Source organism: Histophilus somni, from assembly GCF_014202395.1.
Taxonomy (GTDB): Bacteria; Pseudomonadota; Gammaproteobacteria; order Enterobacterales; family Pasteurellaceae; genus Histophilus; species Histophilus somni.
In genome coordinates, this window is record NZ_JACHGQ010000006.1 from 124,927 (window position 1) to 150,912 (window position 25,986).

At 37.3% G+C, this 25,986-nt stretch carries 11 protein-coding genes; 5 read left to right on the plus strand and 6 right to left on the minus strand.

Annotated features, from left to right (window positions below; translation table 11 throughout):
* Positions 1-68: 68 nt before the first annotated feature.
* The 3 genes from aceE (at position 69) to lpdA (ending at position 6,181) form a co-directional block, all read left to right on the plus strand.
* A complete protein-coding gene (aceE, locus tag HNR69_RS05555) occupies positions 69-2,732 on the plus strand; it encodes a pyruvate dehydrogenase (acetyl-transferring), homodimeric type (RefSeq protein ID WP_075293469.1) in 2,664 nt (887 codons plus the stop codon).
* Positions 2,733-2,786: 54 nt separating this feature from the next.
* Complete coding sequence (aceF, locus tag HNR69_RS05560) at positions 2,787-4,673, plus strand: pyruvate dehydrogenase complex dihydrolipoyllysine-residue acetyltransferase (RefSeq protein ID WP_075293468.1); 1,887 nt, start codon at positions 2,787-2,789, stop codon at positions 4,671-4,673.
* A gap of 83 nt (positions 4,674-4,756) precedes the next feature.
* On the plus strand, positions 4,757-6,181 hold the full coding sequence (gene lpdA, locus HNR69_RS05565) for a dihydrolipoyl dehydrogenase (protein ID WP_011609248.1): 1,425 nt from the start codon (positions 4,757-4,759) through the stop codon (positions 6,179-6,181).
* Positions 6,182-6,268: 87 nt separating this feature from the next.
* Here the strand turns inward: lpdA and HNR69_RS05570 are convergent, their stop codons facing one another.
* Entirely contained in the window at positions 6,269-6,721 is a 453-nt protein-coding gene (locus HNR69_RS05570) for a LexA family protein (protein ID WP_075293467.1), read from the minus strand.
* Positions 6,722-6,979: 258 nt separating this feature from the next.
* On the opposite strand from HNR69_RS05570, the gene sstT reads away from it, so the two are divergent.
* Complete coding sequence (sstT, locus tag HNR69_RS05575; RefSeq protein ID WP_011609246.1) at positions 6,980-8,221, plus strand: serine/threonine transporter SstT; 1,242 nt, start codon at positions 6,980-6,982, stop codon at positions 8,219-8,221.
* A gap of 313 nt (positions 8,222-8,534) precedes the next feature.
* Positions 8,535-8,855: a trp operon repressor gene (trpR, locus tag HNR69_RS05580; RefSeq protein WP_011609245.1), complete on the plus strand. Its 321-nt coding sequence runs from the start codon at positions 8,535-8,537 to the stop codon at positions 8,853-8,855.
* Between the two features lie 173 nt (positions 8,856-9,028).
* Here the strand turns inward: trpR and tsf are convergent, their stop codons facing one another.
* The 5 genes from tsf to HNR69_RS05605 form a co-directional block, all read right to left on the minus strand.
* The gene (gene tsf, locus HNR69_RS05585; protein WP_011609244.1) at positions 9,029-9,880 is read right to left on the minus strand and encodes a translation elongation factor Ts; all 852 of its coding nucleotides are present in this window, start codon (positions 9,878-9,880) and stop codon (positions 9,029-9,031) included.
* A 122-nt stretch (positions 9,881-10,002) separates the two neighbouring features.
* Entirely contained in the window at positions 10,003-10,722 is a 720-nt protein-coding gene (gene rpsB / locus HNR69_RS05590) for a 30S ribosomal protein S2 (protein ID WP_011609243.1), read from the minus strand.
* A 254-nt stretch (positions 10,723-10,976) separates the two neighbouring features.
* The gene (gene ppiD / locus HNR69_RS05595; protein WP_011609242.1) at positions 10,977-12,833 is read right to left on the minus strand and encodes a peptidylprolyl isomerase; all 1,857 of its coding nucleotides are present in this window, start codon (positions 12,831-12,833) and stop codon (positions 10,977-10,979) included.
* Positions 12,834-13,123: 290 nt separating this feature from the next.
* On the minus strand, positions 13,124-14,563 hold the full coding sequence (pyk, locus tag HNR69_RS05600) for a pyruvate kinase (protein ID WP_011609241.1): 1,440 nt from the start codon (positions 14,561-14,563) through the stop codon (positions 13,124-13,126).
* 278 nt (positions 14,564-14,841) lie between these two features.
* Positions 14,842-25,938, minus strand: a complete 11,097-nt coding sequence (locus HNR69_RS05605) for a YadA-like family protein (RefSeq protein ID WP_075319835.1) — start codon at positions 25,936-25,938, stop codon at positions 14,842-14,844.
* Positions 25,939-25,986: the final 48 nt, after the last annotated feature.

The following is a 25,986-nucleotide window of genomic DNA, read 5'->3' on the forward strand; positions in this document are numbered from 1 at the left end:
AATCCGTTGTTTAATTTAGTGTTATAAATTAAACGTACCTTTTAACTTAACACAATAAGGAAAAGACTATGTCAGATATATTGAAAAATGACGTAGATCCGGTCGAAACCAATGATTGGTTATTAGCGATCGATTCAGTAATTCGTGAAGAAGGTATTGAGCGTGCTCAATATATTATAGAACAATTGATGCAACATGCCCGTGCAAATTCTGTGTCATTACCAACGGGTGTAAGCACAGATTACATTAACACAATTCCTCCATCAGAAGAGCCTAATTACCCTGGTAATTTAGACTTGGAGCGTCGTATTCGTAGTGCAATTCGTTGGAATTCGATAATGATGGTATTGCGTGCTTCGAAAAAAGATTTGGATTTAGGTGGACATATGTCTTCTTTCCAATCTTCAGCAACTATTTATGAAGTTTGTTTTAACCATTTCTTTAAAGCTCGTACAGAAAAAAATGGTGGTGATTTAGTTTTTTTCCAAGGTCATATTTCTCCGGGAATTTATGCCCGTGCATTCTTAGAAGGTCGTGTAACAGAAGAGCAATTAGATAATTTCCGTCAAGAAGTTGAAGGCAAAGGGTTACCTTCTTATCCACACCCTAAATTAATGCCTGAATTCTGGCAATTTCCAACTGTATCAATGGGACTTGGACCATTGAATGCAATCTATCAGGCACGTTTCTTAAAATATTTACATAATCGTGGCTTGAAAGACACTTCAGAGCAAACTGTTTATGCGTTTTTGGGCGATGGTGAGATGGATGAAGTAGAATCTCGTGGTGCAATTGCGTTTGCTGCTCGTGAGAAATTAGATAACTTAGTTTTTGTTATCAACTGTAACTTACAACGTTTAGACGGTCCGGTAACCGGTAACGGTAAAATCATTCAAGAACTTGAAGCTCAATTCAATGGTTCTGGTTGGGAAGTTATTAAAGTTATTTGGGGACGCCGTTGGGATCGTTTATTACAACGTGATACATCAGGTAAATTATTACAATTAATGATGGAAGTTGTTGATGGCGATTATCAAACTTTCAAATCTAAAGATGGTGCTTATGTTCGTAAACACTTCTTTGGTCGTTATCCTGAAACAGAAGCATTAGTTGCGGAAATGACAGACGATGAAATTTTTGCACTTAATCGTGGTGGACATGATCCATTAAAAGTATTTGCAGCATTTAATAAAGCAAAACAAGTTAAAGATAAACCGGTTGTATTGTTGGTTAAAACAATCAAAGGTTATGGCATGGGAGAAGCAGCCGAAGGTCGTAATATAGCTCATCAAGTGAAAAAAATGGATATGTCAGGCGTTAAGCATGTACGAGATCGTTTCAATGTTCCGGTATCTGATGCAGAAATTGATAACTTACCTTATGTTAAATTTGCAGAAGGAACAGAAGAATATAAATATCTTCATGAACGTCGTCAAGCATTGAACGGTTATTTACCGACTCGTTTACCTCGCTTTACACAACAAATGGATGTTCCTGCATTAGAAGAATTTGCACAATTATTTGAAGAACAAAGTCGTCCTATTTCCACTACAATGGCATTTGTTCGTTCATTGAATGTATTACTGAAAAATAAATCTGTAGGTAAACATATTGTTCCGATTATTGCCGATGAAGCCCGCACTTTTGGTATGGAAGGTTTGTTCCGTCAAATCGGTATTTATAACCCGCATGGACAAAATTATACTCCGCAAGATCGTGAACAGGTATCTTACTATCGTGAAGCAATTGATGGACAAGTATTGCAAGAAGGTATCAATGAACAAGGTGCAACAGCATCTTGGTTGGCTGCAGCAACGTCATATTCAACAAATGATATGCCAATGATTCCATTCTTTGTGTATTATTCTATTTTTGGTTTCCAACGTGTAGGTGATTTAATGTGGTTAGCAGGCGATCAACGTGCTCGTGGGTTCATGATTGGTGGTACTTCGGGACGTACAACCTTAAATGGTGAGGGATTACAACATGAAGATGGTCATAGCCATATTCAATCTTCTATTGTTCCAAATTGTATTTCTTATGATCCTGCTTTTGCTTACGAAGTCGCTGTCATTATACAAGATGGTGTGCGTCGTATGTATGGGCCTGAACAAGAAGATGTGTATTACTATATCACCACACTGAATGAAACTTATGATCAACCTGCAATGCCTAAAGGTGCAGAAGAAGGTATTCGTAAAGGTATCTATAAATTTGAAACAGTAACTGGTCAAGGCAAAGGTAAGGTTCAGTTATTAGGTTCAGGGTCAATTTTACGTCATGTTCGTGAAGCGGCTAAATTACTTGCTGACGATTTCGGCGTTACATCTGATGTGTACAGTGTTACTTCATTTACTGAGCTTGCTCGTGATGGTGCGAATGCGGATCGTTGGAACTTATTACATCCAAAAGAAGAAGCTAAAGTACCTTATATTGCTCAAGTAATGAATGACGCTCCGGCAATTGCTTCAACAGATTATGTTAAACTATTTGCAGAACAGGTTCGTCCATATATACCTGCACAAAGTTATCGTGTATTAGGTACTGATGGTTTTGGTCGTTCAGATAGTCGTGAAAATTTACGTAAACATTTCGAAGTAAATGCACATTATGTTGTTATTGCTGCGTTAACCGAGTTGGCACAGCAAGGTACTATCAGCAAAGATGTAGTTGCTCAAGCAATTAGTAAATATGGTATTGATGCAGATAAAATCAATCCTTTATATGCATAATCAATATTTGAACTGAGCGGATATAATCCGCTCATAAAAAAAGGATAAGATAAAATGGCTAAAGAAATTCAAATTCCAGATATTGGTGGAGATGAAGTTACTGTTACTGAAGTTATGGTTAAAGCTGGAGATACTATTATAGTTGATCAATCTGTGATTAACGTTGAAGGCGATAAGGCATCAATGGAAGTTCCATCACCGGAAGCGGGTGTCATTAAGGAAGTATTAGTAAAAGTAGGCGACAAAGTTTCTACTGGAACTCCTATGTTTGTATTAGAGAATGCAGAATTAGCATCTACCGAGACAGCATCTGAAAGTATGCAAACCGAAAAAACACAAAGTGCGGTAGCGTCTATCATTGAAATTTATGTACCTGACATTGGTGGTGATGAAGTCAATGTAACTGATATTATGGTTTCTGTAGGTGAGACAGTTGCAGAAGAGCAGTCTATTTTAAATGTTGAGGGTGATAAAGCCTCAATGGAAGTGCCTGCCCCTACTGCTGGTATAGTAAAAGAAATTTTAATCAAAGTGGGAGATAAAGTTTCGACCGGTTCTCTTGTGATGAAATTTGAAGTTGCAGGTGTTGTATCTGCAGCCGAAACAGCTCAAGTTTCTTCTTCAGCTCAAGTAACAGGTGAAAGTGCGGTGCAAGATGTACACGTTCCTGATATCGGTGGTGATGAAGTCAATGTGACAGAAATTATGGTTGCAGTGGGCGATAGTGTTACAGAGGAACAATCTTTAATTACTGTTGAAGGTGATAAAGCTTCAATGGAAGTGCCTGCTCCTTTTGCTGGTGTAGTGAAAGAAATTTTGGTGAAATCAGGGGATAAAGTTTCAACTGGTTCATTAATTATGCGTTTTGAAGTGCAAGGAAAAGCCCCTACTCCAGAAGCATCATCGGCGGTGACAGAGGCTAAAGTGGCTCCATCTCCAGCTGCACAAGAAAATCAAATGACGCCAGTGTCTCAAGCTGATGTGACTGCAAGTGCGGTGTTTGCTCATGCAACTCCGGTTGTTCGTCGTCTAGCTAGAGAGTTCGGCGTGAACTTAGACAAGGTAAAAGGAACGGGTCGTAAAGGTCGCATCTTAAAAGAAGATGTTCAGGCTTATGTAAAAGCGGCAATTAAAGCGGTTGAAAGTGGCAATGTTTCTCCTACATCAGCAGGTAATGGTGCTGTCAATGGAGCAGGACTAGGCTTGTTACCTTGGCCGAAAGTCGACTTCAGTAAATTTGGTGATATTGAGCAAGTTGAGTTGGGTCGTATTCAGAAAATCTCCGGTGCAAATTTACATCGTAACTGGGTAATGATTCCTCATGTTACGCAATGGGATAAAGCAGACATTACGGAACTGGAAAAATTCCGCAAAGAACAAAATGTGTTGGCGGAAAAACAAAAACTTGATGTAAAAATTACGCCATTAGTATTTATTATGAAGGCCGTTGCTAAAGCGTTAGAAAATTACCCACGCTTTAATAGTTCATTATCAGAAGATGCTCAAAGCCTGATTCTGAAAAAATACATTAATATTGGAGTGGCGGTTGATACACCTAACGGTTTGGTTGTACCTGTGTTTAAAGATGTGAATAAAAAAGGCATTATTGAATTATCTCGTGAATTAGCGGAAATTTCTAAGAAGGCTCGAGCTGGTAAATTAACCGCATCGGATATGCAAGGTGGTTGTTTTACTATTTCAAGTCTAGGAGGAATTGGCGGTACACACTTTACGCCAATTGTCAATGCTCCGGAAGTCGCAATTTTGGGCGTATCTAAATCTGAAATGACACCGGTATGGAATGGCAAAGATTTTACTCCTCGCTTAATGCTTCCGTTATCTTTGTCTTATGATCATCGTGTAATTGACGGTGCTGATGGAGCAAGATTTATTACTTTCATTAATAGTGTATTAAGCGATCTTCGTCGTTTAGTTATGTAAATACTACGCCTCTAAATCTTATTAGGGGGCGTTAAAACTGTTAAAGTGCGGTTGAAAACCGCCAACTTTTAACGAGGTAAAAAATGAATAAAGAGATTAAAACACAAGTTGTCGTCTTGGGAGCAGGTCCGGCTGGTTACTCAGCGGCTTTCCGTTGTGCAGATTTAGGCTTAGAAACTGTTATTGTAGAGCGATTTTCGACGCTTGGTGGAGTATGTTTAAATGTAGGCTGTATTCCGTCCAAAGCGTTATTGCATGTAGCTAAAGTGATTGAAGAAGCTAAGTCCTTATCCGCTCATGGTATTGTTTTTGGTGAACCAACAACGGATATTGATAAAATTCGTGGTTGGAAAGAAAAAGTAATTAATCAATTGACTAGCGGTTTAGCCGGTATGGCTAAACAGCGTAAAGTACAGGTAGTTAATGGTTATGGTAAATTCTCAGGACCAAATGCAATTATTGTGGCTGGTGATGAAGGTGAAACGAAAATTACTTTTGATAATGCAATTATTGCTGCCGGCTCTCGCCCTATTCAGTTACCATTTATTCCACATGAAGATCCTCGTATTTGGGATTCTACTGATGCGTTAAAGTTAAAAGAAGTACCTGAAAATCTCTTAATTATGGGGGGCGGTATCATCGGTCTTGAAATGGGAACGGTTTATCATGCTTTAGGTTCTAAAATTGATGTGGTTGAAATGTTTGATCAAGTTATCCCTGCAGCGGATAAAGATATGGTTCAAATTTATACTAAACGCATTGAAAAAAAATTCAATTTGTTACTGGAAACTAAAGTAACTGCCGTTGAAGCAAAAGAAGATGGTATCTATGTATCAATGGAGGGCAAGGCAGCAAGTGAAACTCGTCGTTATGATGCAGTATTAGTTGCAATTGGTCGTGTACCAAATGGTAAATTAATTGATGCAGGTATTGCTGGCGTCGAAGTTGATGATCGTGGCTTTATTCGCACTGATAAACAAATGCGTACTAATGTACCTCATATTTTTGCTATTGGTGATGTTGTTGGTCAGCCGATGCTAGCACATAAAGGCGTACATGAAGGTCATGTAGCTGCAGAAGTAATTGCAGGACAAAAACATTATTTTGATCCGAAAGTTATTCCATCTATTGCTTATACCGAACCGGAAGTAGCTTGGGTGGGGAAAACTGAAAAAGAATGTAAAGCTGAAGGGATTAATTACGAAGTTGCTAAGTTCCCTTGGGCAGCGTCTGGACGTGCAATTGCATCCGACTGTGCTGATGGTATGACGAAATTGATTTTCGATAAAGATACACATCGTGTTATTGGGGGAGCAATTGTCGGTACTAACGGTGGTGAATTGCTAGGTGAAATTGGCTTGGCAATTGAAATGGGGTGTGATGCTGAAGATTTAGCACTAACAATCCATGCTCATCCAACTTTACATGAATCTGTTGGGCTAGCCGCTGAAGTTTTTGAAGGCTCTATCACAGATTTACCTAACCCAAAAGCGAAGAAGAAAAAATAATAATCTAGCTCGCTAGACAATAAGGCGATCTTTTATGAGATCGCCTTATTTTTTTGCAAAAAAATGCGGTAAAAAATACGGCACTTTTTAGGCGGCAAATTTTATTTGATTTTCTTTTGGTTTTATTTGATGGATTGTATTGGTTACTGTACCAATAATAGGCAAAGTTTGCCAATTAGATGTTCTTATTGAATGTACTTTATTATCTAGTGGGAAAAAAATAAATTCATTATTTTCATGCATCATGAATTCATAAATTTGAAATTGGTTATTAAGATCTAAAACGACAAGATCATTCATTGAAAGGTAATTTTGTTTTTCTACAATAAGAATATCACCTTGCTCAATATTCCAAGCGAGCAGATTAGGATTGTTAACTTGAATAAAACAAGTTTGTTGTGGGTGTTTAATACAGTAAAGATTGAGATCTAGTTTTTTGTGTGAACTTCTATTACGTTCCTCAATATCAATGAAGAATGGCATAGGTTGGTAAGAAAGTGTAGTGTTTATATTGCTGATATTCTGATTTGCGTAACCCATCTTTTTCTCCAATCTAAGTATGTTATATATTAACTGATTATTTATACAGTTATATATTACTGTTTTTATATACATATAGTCAATAGCATAATAGAAATTTTTAGAAATTTGCAGATTAATAAATGTATTTTATTTTATAAAAATTCAAAAAATGTTTATTTTAATATTTTCTTTATAATCAATTTACGTTATCTTTACTAAACCTTGGTGGATCTATAGATCTGTATTTTTAACTCAAAAAACACAACATTTATTATTATGAATAAGTCATATTTATACTCGTTCTTTTTTCATGGAAGTTTGGTCAAGCGAATTTCTGTTGGTCTTTTATTGGGATTGCTGTTAGCATTAATCGCTCCATCATTGCAAGGTGTATTAGGTTTTAATCTTGCAGAAAAAGCCGGTTTTTTAGGAAAAATATTTGTGCGTTCATTGCGTGCAGTTGCCCCAATTTTAGTTTTTTTATTGGTTATTTCTGCAATTGCTAATAAGCAATTAGGCACAAAAAGCAATATGAAATCTATTGTTGTCTTATATTTGCTAGGAACTTTCTTAGCTGCATTGACATCAGTATTATTTAGTTTTGCATTGCCGACAGAAATTGCTTTAAAAACGCAAGAAGGCTCTCTTTCTCCGCCAAACGAAGTATCTGAAGTTTTAAGTACTTTAGTACTGAACGTGGTAGATAATCCAATTAATGCTTTATTTAACGCAAACTTTATTGGTATCTTATTTTGGGCAATAGGTTTGGGGATAGCCTTACGCTATGCGTCAGATACGACTAAAAATGTCATGAATGATTTTTCAGAGGCTGTATCTAGAATTGTTCATTTTATTATTAGTTTTGCACCTATCGGTGTTTTTGGTTTGGTAGCTGAAACTTTAACTGATAAAGGTTTGGGTGCATTGCTTGATTATATGCAATTACTAGTTGTTTTAATTGGGTCTATGCTATTTACTGCATTTGTTATTAATCCAATTTTAGTTTTTTGGAAAATTCGTCGTAATCCATATCCCCTAGTATGGACTTGTGTACGAGAAAGTGGATTAACGGCATTCCTTACACGTAGTTCTGCAGCAAACATTCCTGTAAATATGGAATTGTCAAAACGCTTAAAATTAGATGAGGAAACTTATTCAGTTTCAATACCGTTAGGTGCTAATATCAATATGGCAGGTGCGGCGATTACTATTACGGTATTAACGTTAGCTGCTGTACATACCTTAGGTATTGAGGTCTCTTTCCCTACGGCTGTATTGTTAAGTGTAGTGGCTAGTATTTGTGCTTGTGGTGCTTCTGGTGTTGCTGGCGGATCATTATTATTGATTCCATTAGCTTGTAGTTTATTTGGTATTCCTAATGATATTGCAGCACAAGTAATCGGCGTCGGTTTCGTCATTGGCGTATTACAAGATTCAACGGAAACTGCATTAAACTCTTCAACGGATGTTATTTTTACAGCTGCGGTATGCTGGAGTGAAGAAAATAAAAATTCATAGAGTTTATCTAATGTGAAATATAGCGGGTATGGGTACATATCCGCTTTTTCATTATACTTGATAGCCTTCTGCATGAAGTGATAAAGTAGAAAAAATTTCATCTACGATGAGAATGCTTTAGCATCACTGTACTTTTTGCTTTGAAATGGAGATATCCCTCTCATAAAAACACTATAGTTTTCATAAGAATAAGTTATTTTCAAAATATACTAGTAATCCATATGGTTATTAATTTTTACAAAAACTTTCTGTTCAATAATTTAAAAAAGAGGAATATAATAGGATACACTAGTTTAATAGTCAGGAGAGAAATATGTATATCAGTCGGAATATGGAACAATGGAATGAATTTCTTGATTTAATGAGAAAAGCATTTGAACAAGGCAAAGAACAAGAACTACTTACCTTGCTACTTACTGCTGATGAGCGAGATGCAGTTGCACTACGCGTTCAAATTGTATCCCAATTACTGGATAAATCTTTGGCACAACGAGAGATACAACAAATTTTGAATACAAGTGCGGCAACAATTACCAGAGGTTCAAATATGATTAAAATTATGCCACCTGAATTTATGGACTGGGTTAAACAGCAACTAAACCATAACAATAAAAACGAATTAGGTAGTGATTAATAAAAGGGTAGTAAGAGTGAGACCTTAAGTCATTTTTGTTTACTATTTTCCTGTACAAATGCACTTCTAAACAGAAAACAGTCTTTACTATAAAAAATTTACGTCAAAAAAATCTGACAGTTTCATACTTAAAGAGAACGCTGCCAGATTTAATTTACTGTATAGTATGATGATTATGCGTTATTACCAGTGATTTTAGCCACTTCCGCTGCAAAATCTTCTTCAACTTTTTCAATACCTTCACCAACTTCTAAACGAATAAAGTTTGTTACTGAAGTATTAACTGATTTTAAGTAATCACCGACAGAAACTGAAGGATCCATAACGAATGCTTGACCGGTTAAAGACACTTCACCAGTGAATTTCTTCATACGACCTTCAACCATTTTTTCAGCGATTTCTTTTGGTTTGCCTGAGTTGATTGCAATATCAATTTGAATTTGACGCTCATGTTCTACAACTTCAGCGGAAACATCTTCTGGATTTACGAATTCAGGTTTAGAAGCTGCAACGTGCATTGCTACTTTTCTTAATTCTTCTTCTGAACCGGATCCCGCTACTAACACACCAATTTTTGCACCATGTAAGTATTGAGCAATTACATCACCCTCTAAATACTGAACACGACGAATCGTCATATTTTCACCAATTTTAGCAACTAATGCAGCACGTTTATCTTCAAAATGAGTTGCTAAGGTATCAATCGTTGTTCCTTTGTTTGCTAAAGCGTAATCAGCAACTTCATCAGCTAAACCTAAGAAGCCGGTATCTTTTGCTACAAAGTCTGTTTCACAGTTCAGTTCAACTAGAACACCAAAACCGGAACCAATGCGTACACGAATAACACCTTCAGCAGCTATACGACCTGCTTTTTTTGCAGCTTTTGCCTGTCCCGATTTACGCATATTGTCGATAGCCAGCTCAATATCACCATTTGCTTCAACTAATGCTTTTTTACACTCCATCATACCTGCACCGGTACGTTCACGAAGTTCTTTAACTAATGCTGCTGTAATTTCAGCCATCTTAAATTCCTCTATCCATTTGATTAAATAGTATCGGTTTTAGACCGCACTTTATCGATATAAAAAGCAGGGAACTAAAAGCCCCCTGCGTTTAATTAATAAGGGCTTACGCCTTTACTGAATTATTCTGCTGCTGCAAAAACTTCTTCAGTTACCGTTTCTTGATTACGACCTTCTTTTACTGCTGTGGTAGCTGCAGAAAGATATAATTGAATTGCACGTGACGCATCATCGTTACCTGGAATAACAAAATCTACGCCATCTGGGCTTGAGTTAGTATCAACAATTGCAAATACAGGGATTCCTAGATTATTTGCTTCTTTGATTGCGATATGTTCATGATCTGCACCGATCACAAAAATTGCATCAGGAAGACCGCCCATATCTTTGATACCGCCAAGACTTAATTCAAGTTTTTCCATCTCACGAGTACGTACTAACGCTTCTTTTTTCGTTAATTTATCAAAAGTACCATCTTGAGATTGGGTTTCTAAATCTTTTAAACGTTTGATTGATTGACGCACTGTTTTCCAGTTTGTCAACATCCCGCCTAACCAACGGTGATTTACATAATATTGCTGACAGTCTAACGCTGCTGCTTTAACAACTTCAGAAGCTGCACGTTTTGTACCAACAAATAAAATTCTGCCGTTATTACTCGCAATACGAGTTAATTCAACTAACGCTTCATTAAACATTGGGACAGTTTTTTCTAAGTTGATGATGTGAACACCATTACGAGGTCCGAAAATGAACGGTTTCATTTTTGGGTTCCAGTAACGAGTTTGGTGACCGAAGTGAACGCCAGCTTGCAGCATATCACGCATTGAAACTTGTGCCATAAGATAATTTTCCTTTTGTTTGGGGTTTAGCCTCCACATATCAAGCAAATCGACCGTTTGGCACCCCGATTTACTTCTCATGATACGTGTGTGATTTCGTAAGTTAATTGTTAAATTGACAACTCAAAATAACGTCGCACTTTATACCACAAAGTGCGGTTAAAAACTAGAAGAAACTCTTAAATTTTGCAAAAAAATAATGCCCGATAACCTCAGGCACTATTTTTACAATTCGAAGAAATGTAAACCTGCTTTTACTCTTCATTAATGAATTTTGTATTAATTTCAATACTGGCTTTTTCTCTTAAGGCTTGAATAAGCAAATTGCTTAAACTAAATTGCTTAATTTCTGCTATTTGAACGCCAAATAATTGTTTTTGCTCAGGCGTTAATTGGCTATCTTCTACGTTCATTAACTCAACAAAAACAATATCTCCAAACATATTTTTCGCTACAGATATGGTTGTTTTGCCCGGGTCAGGTTTTTTCATTGAGAATATCACTTTGCCTAAAACAGGATCTTTATTATCTGCATCTCTATAAACCCACGTTTCTTTTTCTGAAAAATGAATATAAGACGGTAATTTGAAATCAGTTATTGTATTCATCTCTGCAACGATTTTCTCTGCCATATTAAACAACGTAGTTTCGGCTTTCTGACGTTTTAAATAAGTTTCAATATCTGCTGTTGCCTCAGCTAGTGTACGAATACCCTCAGGTTTATAATCAACTACACGCAGAAGCACGGAATGTTGATCGCCAACATTGATTGCCTCTGAGTTTATACCGCCTTGCATAAGATCAGAATTAAAAATGGCGGTAGCAATATGACTATAATTTAATTCTGGCGGTAAATCTTGACGAGAAAAATAATCTGTTTCTTTGATGTCAAGCCCAGCTACTTTAGCTGCTTCTTCTAATGATTGCGGATTTTCAAACGCCTTTTCATTCATTTGTTTTTCTAATGAATAAAAAGCATTTGTTACTAAATCATTACGCAATTTAGTTGCAATTTCCTCTCTAACATCATTTAATTCACGGGTTTTCATATCCAATACTTTAATGATATGGTACGCATTATCCACTTTCACAGGTTGGCTATACTCACCAACATTTAATAACGTCACAGCACTTTCAAAAGCAAGAGGCATCATTCCATTCACAACCCAATCCAAATCTCCACCTTTTGGGGCTGACAATGTGTCCATTGAATATAATTTTGCTAAAGCAGCAAAATCTTCGCCATTTTGTAAATTAGCATAAACTGATTGTGCTTCTTGTTCAGTCGGTAATTGAATATGAGCTAAATGTTTTGTTATATATTGAGCTTTATTATCTTGATAATATTGTGCAATTTCTATATCGGAGATTTTTACTTTCTGATCCGCAATCGCACGAGTTAAGTCTAGATATTGCACTTTAACTCTTTCAGGTACAGCAAAGTTAGCTTTGTTAGCTTGATAATATTGTTCGATTTCTTGCTCCGTTACAGTTTGTTTTTGCATTTCGTCATCTAAAGATAGAACAGCTAAACGAACATCACGACGTTGGAAAAAATTCTTTGCTAATTCATTGAGTTGTATAGGAACCTGAAAATCACTATTTGCAATACCTTGCTGCAATTGCTCTAATACCAAGCCTTCACGCACATATGCAGCATAAGTATCAGAACTAATACCACTTGAAGCTAATATCTGCTGATAAATTTTATTGTCAAATTTGCCCTCATTTTGAAACATAGGTGAGTTCACAATAGCTAAACTTACTTGCTTATCGCTAATTCCTAACTTAAGTTCTTGTGCATATTGACGTAATAATTCTTGATTGATTAAACGATCGAGAACTTCATGTCTTAGATGTTTAGCTGCCGAATCTGCAACTTCAGCAAATTTAGCTCCTAAATTTTCACTTAAACGTTGATATTCATTGTTATATTGCTGTAGAAAAACTTGTTGAGAAATTTCTTCGCCATTTACTTTTGCTACAGATGTATCTGTCCGTATAAACATATAACCTGCTACGCCACTGAGTACAAAAGAAACCCCGATTAAGCCAAAAATAATTTTAGAAACTATACCGCTAGAGGCATTGTTCAATTTTTCCATTAACATTGAAGAAATCCTATAAATGTTAGATTAAAAAGAAATGCGTAAAATTATAATCGAAAGTAACTCAATTCGCACGATTAAAATAATAATTCATCAACAAAACACCTTATTTTATAGATTGAATTAATTCTGTGGCAGTGCATAAGATACGGTATCTTAGAATTATGATAAAAATATTTAACTGATCTAAAGTAGTTTAAAAGTGCGGTGCTAATTCATGACTTTTACGAGTCATACATAAAAAAAGAGTGGATTTCCCACTCTTTTAAAAAAAACAAAGTCTTATCTTTTTATCATTCAACCACTAAAGCACGGCAAGTACTCGTACCATTTGATGTTAAGTGGTCTCCTTGAGTTAATAAAACCAAATCACCGGAAACTAAATAACCTTTATCTTTTAGCGATTGTATGGCAGCTTTTAATCCTTCAAGCGTACGACTATCCTGATCAAAATGAATTGGAATAACACCACGATACAATGCACATAAATTTAATGTACTTTCATTTCGAGAAAGGGCAAAAATTGGTAGTCCGGAACTAATGCGAGACATCAATTTTGCAGTATGACCACTACTTGTCATTGCGATAATGGCTGCAACACCTTTCATATGGTTGGCTGCAAACATCGTAGACATCGCAATAGTTTCTTCAATCGTATCAAATTCTTTATCTAAGCGATGCCGAGAAATATTTACACTAGGCATTTTTTCAGCACCTAAACAAACTTTAGCCATTGCTGAAACAGTTTCTGAAGGGTATTGACCTGCTGCTGTTTCCGCAGAAAGCATGACGGCATCAGTGCCATCTAATACAGCATTGGCAACATCCATCACCTCGGCACGAGTTGGCATAGGATTGCTAATCATAGATTCCATCATTTGTGTTGCGGTAATCACTACACGATTTAGCTGACGTGAACGACGAATTAATTTTTTCTGTATTCCGACTAATTCCGGATCACCAATTTCAACACCCAAATCACCACGAGCAACCATAATTACATCAGAAGCTAAAATAATATCGTCCATTGCCTCCTCGTCAATAACAGTCTCCGCTCTTTCAACTTTAGCCACAATTTTGGCTTTTAAACCTGCTTGTTGAGCTAATTCACGAGCATAATTTAAATCAGCACTGGAACGAGGGAAAGAAACAGCAAGATAATCAACACCAATACGTGCAGCTAAAATAATGTCTTCTTTGTCTTTTTCTGTCAGTGCGTTAGCAGATAGCCCACCACCTAATTTATTGATACCTTTATTATTTGATAATGGACCGCCAACAATTACTTCTGTAAATACTTTAGTATTGTCTGTCGATAACACTTTTAATTGAACACGTCCGTCATCCAATAATAAAATATCGCCCGGAACAACATCTTGCGGTAATGTTTTATAATCCAGTCCTACGGCTTCTTGATTACCTTCACCTTTGGGTAAATCAGCATCTAAAGTAAAATTATCACCAATATTTAAGAAAATTTTACCCTCTTTAAAAGTAGATACCCGAATTTTTGGACCTTGTAGATCTCCTAAAATTGCAACAGTTTTACCTAATTTTTTAGCAATTTCACGAACTTTTTCAGCACGAGCAAGATGATCTTCTGGTGTACCATGAGAAAAATTCATACGAACAACATTTGCACCGGCTACAATAATTTTTTCTAAATTATTACCTCGATCTGTGGATGGTCCCAGTGTACATACTATTTTTGTTCTTCTTAGTCTTCTAGACATTCGTTACTCCGTTTAATTATTTTGAATAATATAAGATTATTAATTTAGTAAAACCCGCTCATTATATGCTTAAAATAAAATTAGATCGAGATCACATTTTGGAAAAATTCTTATCATAACTGGATAATGGAAATGAATATTCAGATTTTTTTCTTTTCATAAATGTTAATAAAGTAAGGCTTTTATATATTCTTGAAAAAATTTGTTAATCATCAACCGCACCAACACACAAAAAAGCAGTGATTGCTCACTGCTTTTTCACGGTCATTGAATGAAACCTACCAGGTCCAGCCAACCCCTACACCACCGCCGAAATCACCGGCAGAGTTTCTGCTACCATGTAATTTCAGCATTATTTTACCATTATCGCTCAAACGCGAATAACCTAATGCCACCGCATTGTTTCCTTTATAGGTACCTGCAGATAAAGCAAGGCTCGATTTGCCCGGCATCGTTACTGTAGGCAATGCGGCAGCAGCATGTGCTCCAGCAACCCCGGCTCTCAAGTCTTTATTGAATATCTCAATTTTATTGTCGAGATGGTTGAATTTTTGGTCAGTATGTGTCTGCAATCTCTCGACATATCCCTTGTTGACCACGGCATTCGGCGATGAGTTCGGTGTTAAATCAGGCACACGGATTTCGCCTTTTGCACCGTCAATCTCAACTTTCTGACCTTGTCCGTTTGTGAACGTTAATGCACTTGATGTCAAAGTAGCCTTGTTATTACCTTCTTTGAGAGTGATCTCCCCCGAACCATAATGTGCAGACTGATTGTTTTTACCTGTCACTGTCAATCCGTTGCCGTCAAGACGGGATTTATTCCCCTCTGCGGTTTCTTTGGTTTCAAAAGAGGTCATATTTTTCAAGGTATCGGACAACTTCACTTCCATACCGCTGTCAGAAGCAGTCACTTTAATATTGCCGGCAGCGGTTGTTGCACTGTTAAACTCACCCTCGCCTTTGATGGTCAATTTCTCGCCTAAATTTTTATGGACAGGCACGCCGTCATTGCCCTCAAAATTTAAGCCCGCTTGTCCTAAGGCTTGTAAGTCTTGCAGATTGGCAGCACGCTTAACATCAATTAAGGACTTATCTGACAACAACTTATTGACTGCGTCATCTTTTGTGGCTAATGCGATTTGATACGCTTTTTGCTTATCTTTCAAGGATTTTTGCAACGGTTCAATTTCGGCTTGCAACGCTTTAACTGCTTCATTAGCTTTTGTCAATTCATTTCCAAGCTCTGCCAATTTGGTTTTTTCGGCGTCAAGGTTAGCTTTAGCTTTCTCTTTCGCCACCTTTTCTTCCTCCGTGCTGTCAGGCATCAAGTTCCACGCCGTTTCAAGGGCGTTAATCGCAGAATCTTGGGCATTTTTCGCCGTTTCAAGGGCATTCGCTTCTTGACGTTTGCTCAACATCTCGCCCACTTTCGCTGTCACCTTTTTAGCCTCATCTTTCACTGCTTCGCCTGCATTTTTCACGTTTTTAGCTTGCTCTTTTGCTTTATCGGCATCAATACCCAAACCGCTCGCCACGTTGCCCAGCACTACAGAGTTATCGGTTTTACTATTGGTTTCACCATCGGTATTGACCAGAGAAAGTTGCGGATTATTTACCGCACTTTTATCCGCTTTCGGTGTAGCGTTATCCTCAACATCTTCGGCTTTATAGTATTTACCATCATTAGCTTTGACCAGACGATTACCGTCTTTATCGGTAAACACCACCGCTCCCGCTTCGCCGTTACGCAAAGCGTTCGCTTTGTCGTTGGCATTTTTGCCATTTAAACCGTCTTTGCCGGTTAAGCCTTTCGCCGCCATCGATTCTTTGCCGTCTGATTTTTTTTCAAGACCTGACAATCCATCTTTACCGTCCGCAAAGACCATTATCTTCGGTTTTGGAGCGGTTTCAGAAGAATTTGGATCATCAATCCATTTCGCCCCAGTGGCTTTCACCAATTGCGAACCGTTAACCGCATCCGTTGATTTATCGGTTAAATCCCCGTCTTTCACATTGGTGATTTTCATTGGACCTGTTTTTGGTTCCGCTTTTATTACTACATCGTCCTGTTTTACTGTAGTTTTAACCTCTTGACCGCCTTTTTTATACTTGCCGCCTTCAAACTTAGCGTCTTTAATTTCATCAGGTTTATAGAACTGACCGTCTTGTCCTTTGACGACTTTCTCTTCCCCTGCATAATAATCAAACGGTCTATTGGAATTTGCAGACGCTATTTTTTCGTCCAGTTTCTTATCGACTTCGCCAAATTTCTCGTCTACATAGTTTTTATTGGCTGCCATATCGCCTGTTGATTTCTCATCAAAATCTTTTAAGCCCGTAATGGCTCCTGTGCCTTTCTCACCGTCTTTCGCAAACTCAAGGGTAGCAGTACCTTTAACGTTTTCATTTTTGACTTTCAAACTGACCGCACTTTGACCGTCTTTGCCATGGACAGTTAAGCCGTCCTTATCATAAACAGCATGGGTTTTATCGCCATTAGTTGCGTCTTTATCACCCACGGTTAAACCTTTATCGTTCAAGGTCGCAATGGTTGTTTTACCGTCTTTATCTTTCAAGGCGATTTCATCACCTTGAATATTTACTGTGCCTTTGTCGTTCTTAAACTCGGCAGACTTCAAGCCTTTTAACTCCTCATTGAGAGAAATTTCTAGCTTGCTCTTAGCACTATCCGTTTTCACCGCAATATTGCCGTCGGTGCCTTTGAAATCAGCGGCTTTAGCTTTATCTAAGCCTTGACCTACAATTTCCAGTTTTTCACCAAGGTTTTTATGCACAATGCTGTCGCTGTCATTGCCGGCAAAATCCAGTCCTGCTTGTGCGACAGCTTTTAAGTCGGCAACATTCACGGCTTTATGCGATGAATCTTTATCAAACTCGCCTGACACGAGTTTTTTCACCAACTCACGTTGTTTGCCTTGTGCAGCTGAAGCAATGCCACTGTCTTTAATATCATCAATACCCAAACCGGATTTAAGGTTATCAATCGCAACAGGGGATGACTTAGTGCCATTGGTGCCTTTACCGCCTAGAGTGATGGATGTTTTTGTGTCATCATCATATTTCACCGCCACTTTCTCTGCTTCGGAGTGTTGTGCGGTGACTTTCCCTACAATAGCCTTGGCAACCGCAGACAAGTCTTGAACATTGACAGCGTTTGTCTTATTCATATCAGGGTTTCCGGCAAGTACCTTGTCAAGGATAGCTTGGTTGGCTTCTTCGGCTTTTTTCTTCGCCTCTTCATTATTGGTACTTTGTCCATCGGCTACGGCTTGCAAGCCCAGCCCACTCGCAAGTCCTTTAATTTGTTTGGTATTTAAGGTTAATCCGGTTCTGTCAAAGACAAAGGTTCCACCATTGGATTCAATGACAACATTAGTTTTTGGTTTTGTACCATTCGCTCCTTGTTTGTTAAATTCAATGCTAGAAGCGATTTTTTTACCTTTGCCAGCTCCGATTTCTCGACCTCCAATAGACTTAATGCCTTTCAAATCAGAATTGAGAGCAATTTCTAGCGTAGAGGAATCTTTCTTCGCTGTGGTAGTGATATTTTGATGTGTTTTAGCCGAACCTGAACCCACCTTACCTTTAATTTTCAAGCTGTCATTAACGGTAAATTTAGAGCCTTTATTCCCCTCAACTTCAAATTTTGTTGCATAGTTCATTAATTTCTCTGCCACCGCTTTTGATGTAACCACTCGTTCATCATCTGCTTTTACGCTTGTCGCTTTATTTAACTCTAATGTTAATGTGACGTCTTTACTATTGCTAGCATCTTTTGGTTTGGCTGATATTTTTATATCATTTTCTTTCCTATCAAAAAGTTGTCCTCTTGAATCTTTTGATTTTCCGTTTACACTTTCTGAACTCTCTATAGCGACCGTTCCGCCTAACTGCAATGTCGCTTCTTGCAGTTTTTGTGGTTGCCCTTGTTCTGTTAATTCATTGCCTTTAAATGTAAGCCCTTTGCCGATAATAGCCTTAGCGACATCGGATAAATCTTTTACATTTACTGCATTGTTTTTTATACTCTCTATAGAAGTTCCAGTTAATACATTACTAACATTACTTGTAGTAGCTCCGCTATCGCTTGGTGTAGTTGAATCTATACCACTTGCAATATTTTTAATTTGCTTATTACCTAAATCTAATCCTGCTTCGCTGAATGTAAATTTAGTAGCAACACCTCCATTAGTATTTCCTAATGTAAATTCTATTTGATTTTTAGTAGCACTGTGACCACCGCTATTATGGCTACTATTATTTGTGAAAGAGATTTTCGCTCCACTTTCATCTTTGCCGCTTTTAATACTATCTATTTCTTTAAGATTATTAGCCAGCTTGTGTTGAATTTTACCATTTTCTTTAACGGTTACAGATATATTATCATTTTCATCTTTTAAGAAATCAAAACCTTCTGATAATTTAACAGTATATTCATTAATTTCTTTATTATCTGCTTTAACTTTTTGACCGCCACCATTTGATTTATAAGTAATCGTTTGATTACCTATATTCTTTTCGGTAATAATTTTATTTTCAACATCTTGCTTTTTACCATTCTCTTCTCTGACAACTAAGTCCCCTTTATTATTTATCGCTATAGTTTTTGAATGAATTCCCTTATCATCTTTTAATTCTATAGTCTTAATACCGGTTAAAGCCTCTTTTAATTTTACAGTGATTGTATTTTTATCTTTTTCAACAGAAGTTGTTATATTACTATCCCCTGCAATTTTGAGTTTTTGGGTTTTCAACTCCACTTTACCAATTGGATCAGCCGGTTGACTATCATTTTTGGTATTATCCGCCTCTAACCATAAAGTCGTACTCATTCCATTAATTTTCGAATTCAGGTAGGTTTTCACCGCACTTTCAGTAACAAGTTTGTTGCTTGGTGTGCCTACACCGCTTGTGTCGTCAGTAATGTTATCCGTTGCCTCTACGTTAAAGGAAATTTCCCCTTTTGAACTATCAAGGCTTGCCGTGAGATGTTTTCCGCCTTTAAAAGTCAACGTTTCGCCAAGTTTTTTGGTTGTTTCAGTATCAGAACCGCTCGTACTTGTGCCGTTTGCGACTTTAAACGTCAAGCCTCTATCCACTAAGCCTTGAGCGATATCAAGTAAATCTTCTACATTTACGGCTCTATTTAATTTTTCTTGATTTGTTTGTGTTCCACTTGATTGTGGTTTTAGTTTTAATAACTCATCTAATTTGTTATTACTAGTTCCAGTATCAGTAGAAGACACAACATCAGTTAATCCGCTTGATAATCCTGAAATTTGGACTTTATCTCCTGATTTTTTAAGTGTTAATGTCGCTCCACTTTCAGGGCTTAACTCAATTTTCTTATCACCGTTATTGGTAATGTTAATACTTCCGGCATCAGTTCCTGCAGTGATGGTCGTCTCATTCTCTTTTAATTCAAGTTTTGACTTACCTGTACCTAATTCTAAACTTGTATTTTGATCATTAAGTGTTAACTTAGCGTTTCCCTTGCTAATTTCAGAAACACCACTAAATTTATCTCCGGTTAGCGTTACAGATTTACTGTTATCACCAGCTGTGAAAACGATAGATTTTGTATTACTTCCACTAGTTCCAGTAGTTTTTAATTCAATTTTTATATCGTCTCCATTAGCAACTGATCCAATACCTTTTAAATTTTTAGACAATTTAATCTCTAAGGTGTCAGCTTCATTAGTCGTGCCATTTTTCTTAGCGACGGTAATGTTACCAGCTGCAGTTTCTGTTGTTTGTGTGCTACCTGTTGACGATGTTTCTCCAACTATTTTTAAGGTTTCGCCCAATTTTCTAGTAACTTTGTCATCATCACTATTTCCTTGGAATGACAGCCCTTTATTTTTCAATTCATTAGCAACATGAAGCAAATCGCCTGCATTGATGGCTTTCTTTAATTTGCCATCATTTGATGTTCCACCATTTTGCGGTTGTCCTGTGGCAACAAGTTTTAACAACTCGTCTAAATCTTGTCTGCCACTAGCACCATTATCCATTTTTTGCTCTAAACCGCTTGTAATGCCTGTGATTTGTTTGCTGTTTAAGTTCAATTCGTCTTTACCAAAGGTAAATTCTCCGCCATCTGCGGTGATTTTGACCGTTGGGCTGGTTGAAGTACCACTACCAGTATCACCATTTGTAAACTCAATTTTTGTTACCGCACTTCCGCCATTGCCATTTTTACCGGTAATCGAGGTAATGTCTGTTAAAGCCTCTTTAAGTGATATGGTTAAGGCTTTGTTGCTATCATCAACCGCTGTGGTAATATTGTTTCCGCCTTTAATGTTTAAAGTCGTATTCGTTTTATTGATTTCTAAACTCGCATCACTACCAGAACTCGGAGTATCTCCCTTAACCGTGAAACTTGAGGCGACGTTTGCTAATGCACCCTCTAAATAGCCTTTAGTAATTAAATCGTTTTTACCGACCGTATTTGTTTGTGAATCAGAAGGATAGGTTTGTTCTTCTGACAATGTAACCTTTTTAAAGGTAGGATTTTCTTTTATGCCTATTAAAAGTGTTTTGTTCTTCGATTGATACGCTGTTTTAATATTATCAGGAACGTATCCTCCATCTTGAGTAGTAGATGGTTTATCTACAGCTCCCGCTTTGATGATTAATTTATCGCCTAGATAATGTGTTCCTTGTTCACCACTTTCATCTCCACTGCCAAAAACAAAGCCACTATTAAGCTTAGCGATGTTAGCCTCGATAGCATCTTTAAATGTCATTGCTGTTTTTTGTGTTTGTCCTTGTGGTTGAGGAGGATTTGTACTTGGTGAGCTTAATAATGCTGTAAATTCCGATTTTTTAAATCCCGTTTTATTAGCGTCTTCAACTTCCGCACCCAATACATTCACCGCTAATTTTGAAAATTCATCGGCGACGGCGTAAAGTTGGCTTCCGTTGATAGCGTCGGTTGAATCTGACGTTACCGCACCAGCAGCGACGTGTTTAATGATACGCTCATTATTTTTCTTACCTATGCTTAACACGGATTTTTTATTATTTTCTTGACCATTAGCACTCACTCCACTTTTGAAATTAAATTTAACATTAATAGCCTCTATTTTAGCTTCATTAAGTGCGGTTTCTTTTTTAGTCGCTTCTGACCCTTGTCCCAACGCAATGGAGTTGCCGGCGGCGGTTTCTACTGTTGCACCTTGTCCAAGTGCAACCGCTCCAGTTGCTTTTACAACCGCTGCTTGGCCTATACTTACTGCCTTTTCAACTTTTTCATAAGCATGATTTTTTTCATCTCCAGTTAATGCTTTTGCTCCAGAACCTATAACGACACTATCTTTAGCACGGGCTGCTTTTGCTTTATTTCCTATTATCACTAAATTATCATTAGCATTTTTATCGGTATCAAAATCTGCTTTATTTACATTTACTTCAATATTATTCGCTAATGCAATGATATCAGTTCCGTTATACACCTTACTTTTATTACCAATAACAGTTGCCCATGGTGCATTTTCTATATATGCTCCAGTTATAGGGGTTCCATTTTTAATATGTTTACCATTAGAAGCTTTTACTGCACCTATAGCTGTAGTTGCCCATGAGTTTTTAATTGTTGTACCACTACCCATTACTACAACTGCATCATTTGTTCTCCTTTTATCAGCAGTAGTTTCAACCTTATTATCAGATCCCAACACAAAAGAATTAGGTACATCAACACTGACATTTGTCCCTATGACGATAGCGTTTTGAGCTTTTGAACTTGCCCCTTTTCCTATCGCTATACCAGCACTAGCATTTTTATCAGTACCAGCATCTACACCTATGGCTACAGAATTGCTTCCTTTGGCACCATCATTGTCATAATTTGAACCTTTTGAAGTAGGATTATTCACCGACAAATAATGCAAAGTTCCTACATTTTTTACGCCTTTCATCGCTTCTTTTAATTGAGCAAGGATAACAACGTCTGTGTCCTTTGTACCTGGTGCGACGTTGGTAATTTTTCTTAAGGCAAGTTTTTTCAAAGTTGCTTCTTTTTCAGCTTTTTCTTTTGTATATTTTTCTTGATCAGGGCTGCTTTTATTTGCTTGAACCCACTTATCAAATTCTTTTTTTGCTTTGACAATTTCTTGAATTTCACTAATATTTCCACCGTTTTTACCTACAGAAACAGCAGCATAAGTTTCACCACCTATAGCTTTTGCTAACTCATCATTTATATAAGCTTCAGGTTCGGCTTGTGTAAATTTTTCAGCAGGTCTATCCGCAACAGAATAGTTACCAAGTGCAACAGCATTAGCAAAATTTGATGATGTATTATTACCCAATAATACCGTATTATGGGCTTTATCATTTTCAATCTTAGCATTTTGTCCTATAACAATAGAGTTGTCAGAATTTGCTAAAGCTCCTACACCAATTGCCATCGAACCTGATTTTTTTGCTCTATCGCTATTAAAATTGGAATTTTTTATTTTTTCTTTTTCTGCCATAGTTAATACACTAACTTTTTCATCATCAGCATATGCTTTCTCTATTTCATCTATTTTGGATTTTAAACGGTCTTTTCTTTTCCTTTTTTTATCTTCTTCAGTATCGCTACTAGGGAATAATAAACTATAGGCAGGGTTATCATATTCCTGTTGTAACTTTGATGATTTAGCAGAAAAATCAGAATATCTAGTTTCATATTTTTTCAATTTTGCATCTAATTCATCTGTATTAATTGTTTCCTCACCAATCTCTTTTCTCGCTTTAAGTTTTAAATATTCTCTTTTAATTTTAATATAGTTTTTATAATCCTGTTCTTTTGTGACTAATAACTTTAAGTCATCTAAGCCTTTGACAGAGACATATTTCACGCCGGAATTAATATTATCTTCTTCTAACGTATTTCCATACAGGATAGCTTCTTCTAAGGCTCTTAATTGAGATACGTTGACCGCATCGGTATCGCTCGCACCCGGTGCAACATTGACGATACGTCTTTCCGCATTCTTTCCACCCACTGACAAATAGCCGATTCTTTCTGATGAAGGTATTGATATGGCATTTTTAGGTGCCCATCCGCCTTGTGCCATTTCAGTTTGAGTATAATCAGTTTTTGCATTGACGCCCAATGCGATGGAATCTGAAAAAGAGGCTTCCGCACCATTACCAATTGCCATTGCATTTTTAATGGTAAAATCTGGTTTGCTATTTTTCTTATTTTTTTCACTTCGAAGTGCGGTTGGCATTTCAGCTAAAACTTTAGCTTTTATACCTAATGCCATAGAATCATCAGCTTTTACTAATGAATGAGTACCAAAAGCAACTGATTGTTTACCTAATGCTCTTGTGAAATTTCCTATTGAAAATGAAGATTCTTTTTGTGCAAACGCAAATCTACCGAGTGCAACCGTACTATCTTCTTTCGCATAGGCATATCTACCTAATGAGATTGCATTATCCCCCAATGCAACAGAGTATGAACCTATGGCAATAGCACCTTGATTATGTCTTCCCAACTTATCTTTAGATTGCTCTGCTTTTTCTTCGCCCGTTCCTTCTTGGACGGTTGTGTGGGCATTAATATGCTCTTTCATTATATCTTGTATCGCTGCTGTATCACCGATACGATATAAATCTTCGATGGTTATTTTGTTATTTTGTAATCCTTGTGTGTCATTAGCGTATTCAGGGTATTTTTTATCTTTTGCTAATAAGTTATATCGATCAATACCAAGCCCTTCACCATTAAATAGGTTACCCATCTTCACATTGGCAAAGGTGTGATCACCAATCGCTAACGATCCTAAGCCCCCTGCAAAAGAGTCTTTACCATATACCATAGATCCGGCACCGATGGCTTGTACTTTATTCCCGATACCTACAGATCCATCTGCATAGACATAGCTGTTATTACCCATCACCAATGAACCTTTACCAAAGGCGACGGTGTTTGAGCCGATAGCGGTTGAATAATCCTTAGCCGCTACAGCAAATGTCCCTAAAGCGGTTGAATTATCTCCATAGGCAATTGAACGTGCCCCAATAGCAATGGCATTATTTCCTCTTGCCCAAGTATGTGTTTTGGTATTTCTATGATCTGCTAAATATTTTTGATAAGCCTCTCCTTCTTTTTTTAGATAGAGTTCATATCTTTTATAATCGCTTAGGGACTTTATCTCTTTTATTTTAGCCTCATACCCTGGGGTGTTAGGATCTATTTCAGTTAGGTATTGTGCGTTCGGTGCTGAGAAATAAAATTTGCCATCTTGTATACGGTAATATCCCTTCTTATCATAGGTTTTATTATCTGCTCTCACAAAATATACGCCGTTTCTCGATATTGTTTCGTTATCTTCAGCTAATAACTGCCCTTTATCATTAAGCATAGGCTGACCTCTATCATCTTTCATAATCTCAAAATCAACGGCAGCATATTCTTTGGTATAGTTAAAATCATCTCTTACATTATAAAAAAGTCTAAACATCTCTTTAGAAAGCGGTTTGGCATCCTGCCCTGCGACATTATCGCTTCCGATAGAAATGGAGGAATCTCCCCATGCCATCACATCGTTACCCAAAGCGGTCGCTTCTTCGCCTCGTGCAAAAGATCGATAACCGACAGCCGTACCTTCTTTATTTAAAGCTATTCTAGGATCTTTTTTGCGTTTCTCTTTCTCCATTGTTATCACTTGGTTAATAATGTTTCGTTTTTTTTCTTCTTCTGTAAGTTTCCACTTAGGATTATTGGCAAAATTAAAATACTTTTCCCGTAAGTCTTTATACGAATCATCGTCGCCTCTGAGCAGAATAGATTTAGCTTCTTCATACGTAACGATTGGATTGCTAGTTGAAGTCGCTGTATTTTCTCCGGTAGCGGCTCCAAAACCGATAGCGGTTCCTTTATCACCGCCCACGACTGCTCGAGACCCTATCACAACAGTTTGATTAAAGTCTTTATTGCTATACGAAGCATTTTTTCCTGTTTTATTAGCATAATCCGAGAGGATAACCGCTTCATCGGGAATATCAGATTGTCTATATGGTTTATTCCAAGATCCATACATAATTTGCGTTTTACGGTTTAGGGTGCTTTTTTGGGGGGATGCTGAGCTTCCCTCCATAACATCAGCACTATGAACCCAAACATCATACCCATACGCCGCACTCGATAACAGCCCACTCATCACCAACGCCAACGGCAGAACCTTAAACGCCCCTAACATACCGCCGAAAAACACACCGCACTTCGGCTGACCCACACTGACCGACGCCGCCTCAACACGGCTCGCCACTTGGCGGTTATTCGCTAATTCAGACACTACTTTAGTTTGACCGGTTGTTACATCGTATTTGGTTTTGAAGATTTTGTTCATAAATTCACTCTCTTTAAGCTTTTAAAATTAGGTTTTTTATTGATTTAT

Coding starts and splice junctions, on each gene's coding strand:
- aceE (WP_075293469.1), top strand. CDS start 69: ATGTCAGATATATTGAAAAATGACGTAGATCCGGTCGAAACCAATGAT.
- aceF (WP_075293468.1), top strand. CDS start 2,787: ATGGCTAAAGAAATTCAAATTCCAGATATTGGTGGAGATGAAGTTACT.
- lpdA (WP_011609248.1), top strand. CDS start 4,757: ATGAATAAAGAGATTAAAACACAAGTTGTCGTCTTGGGAGCAGGTCCG.
- HNR69_RS05570 (WP_075293467.1), bottom strand. CDS start 6,721: ATGGGTTACGCAAATCAGAATATCAGCAATATAAACACTACACTTTCT.
- sstT (WP_011609246.1), top strand. CDS start 6,980: ATGAATAAGTCATATTTATACTCGTTCTTTTTTCATGGAAGTTTGGTC.
- trpR (WP_011609245.1), top strand. CDS start 8,535: ATGTATATCAGTCGGAATATGGAACAATGGAATGAATTTCTTGATTTA.
- tsf (WP_011609244.1), bottom strand. CDS start 9,880: ATGGCTGAAATTACAGCAGCATTAGTTAAAGAACTTCGTGAACGTACC.
- rpsB (WP_011609243.1), bottom strand. CDS start 10,722: ATGGCACAAGTTTCAATGCGTGATATGCTGCAAGCTGGCGTTCACTTC.
- ppiD (WP_011609242.1), bottom strand. CDS start 12,833: ATGTTAATGGAAAAATTGAACAATGCCTCTAGCGGTATAGTTTCTAAA.
- pyk (WP_011609241.1), bottom strand. CDS start 14,563: ATGTCTAGAAGACTAAGAAGAACAAAAATAGTATGTACACTGGGACCA.
- HNR69_RS05605 (WP_075319835.1), bottom strand. CDS start 25,938: ATGAACAAAATCTTCAAAACCAAATACGATGTAACAACCGGTCAAACT.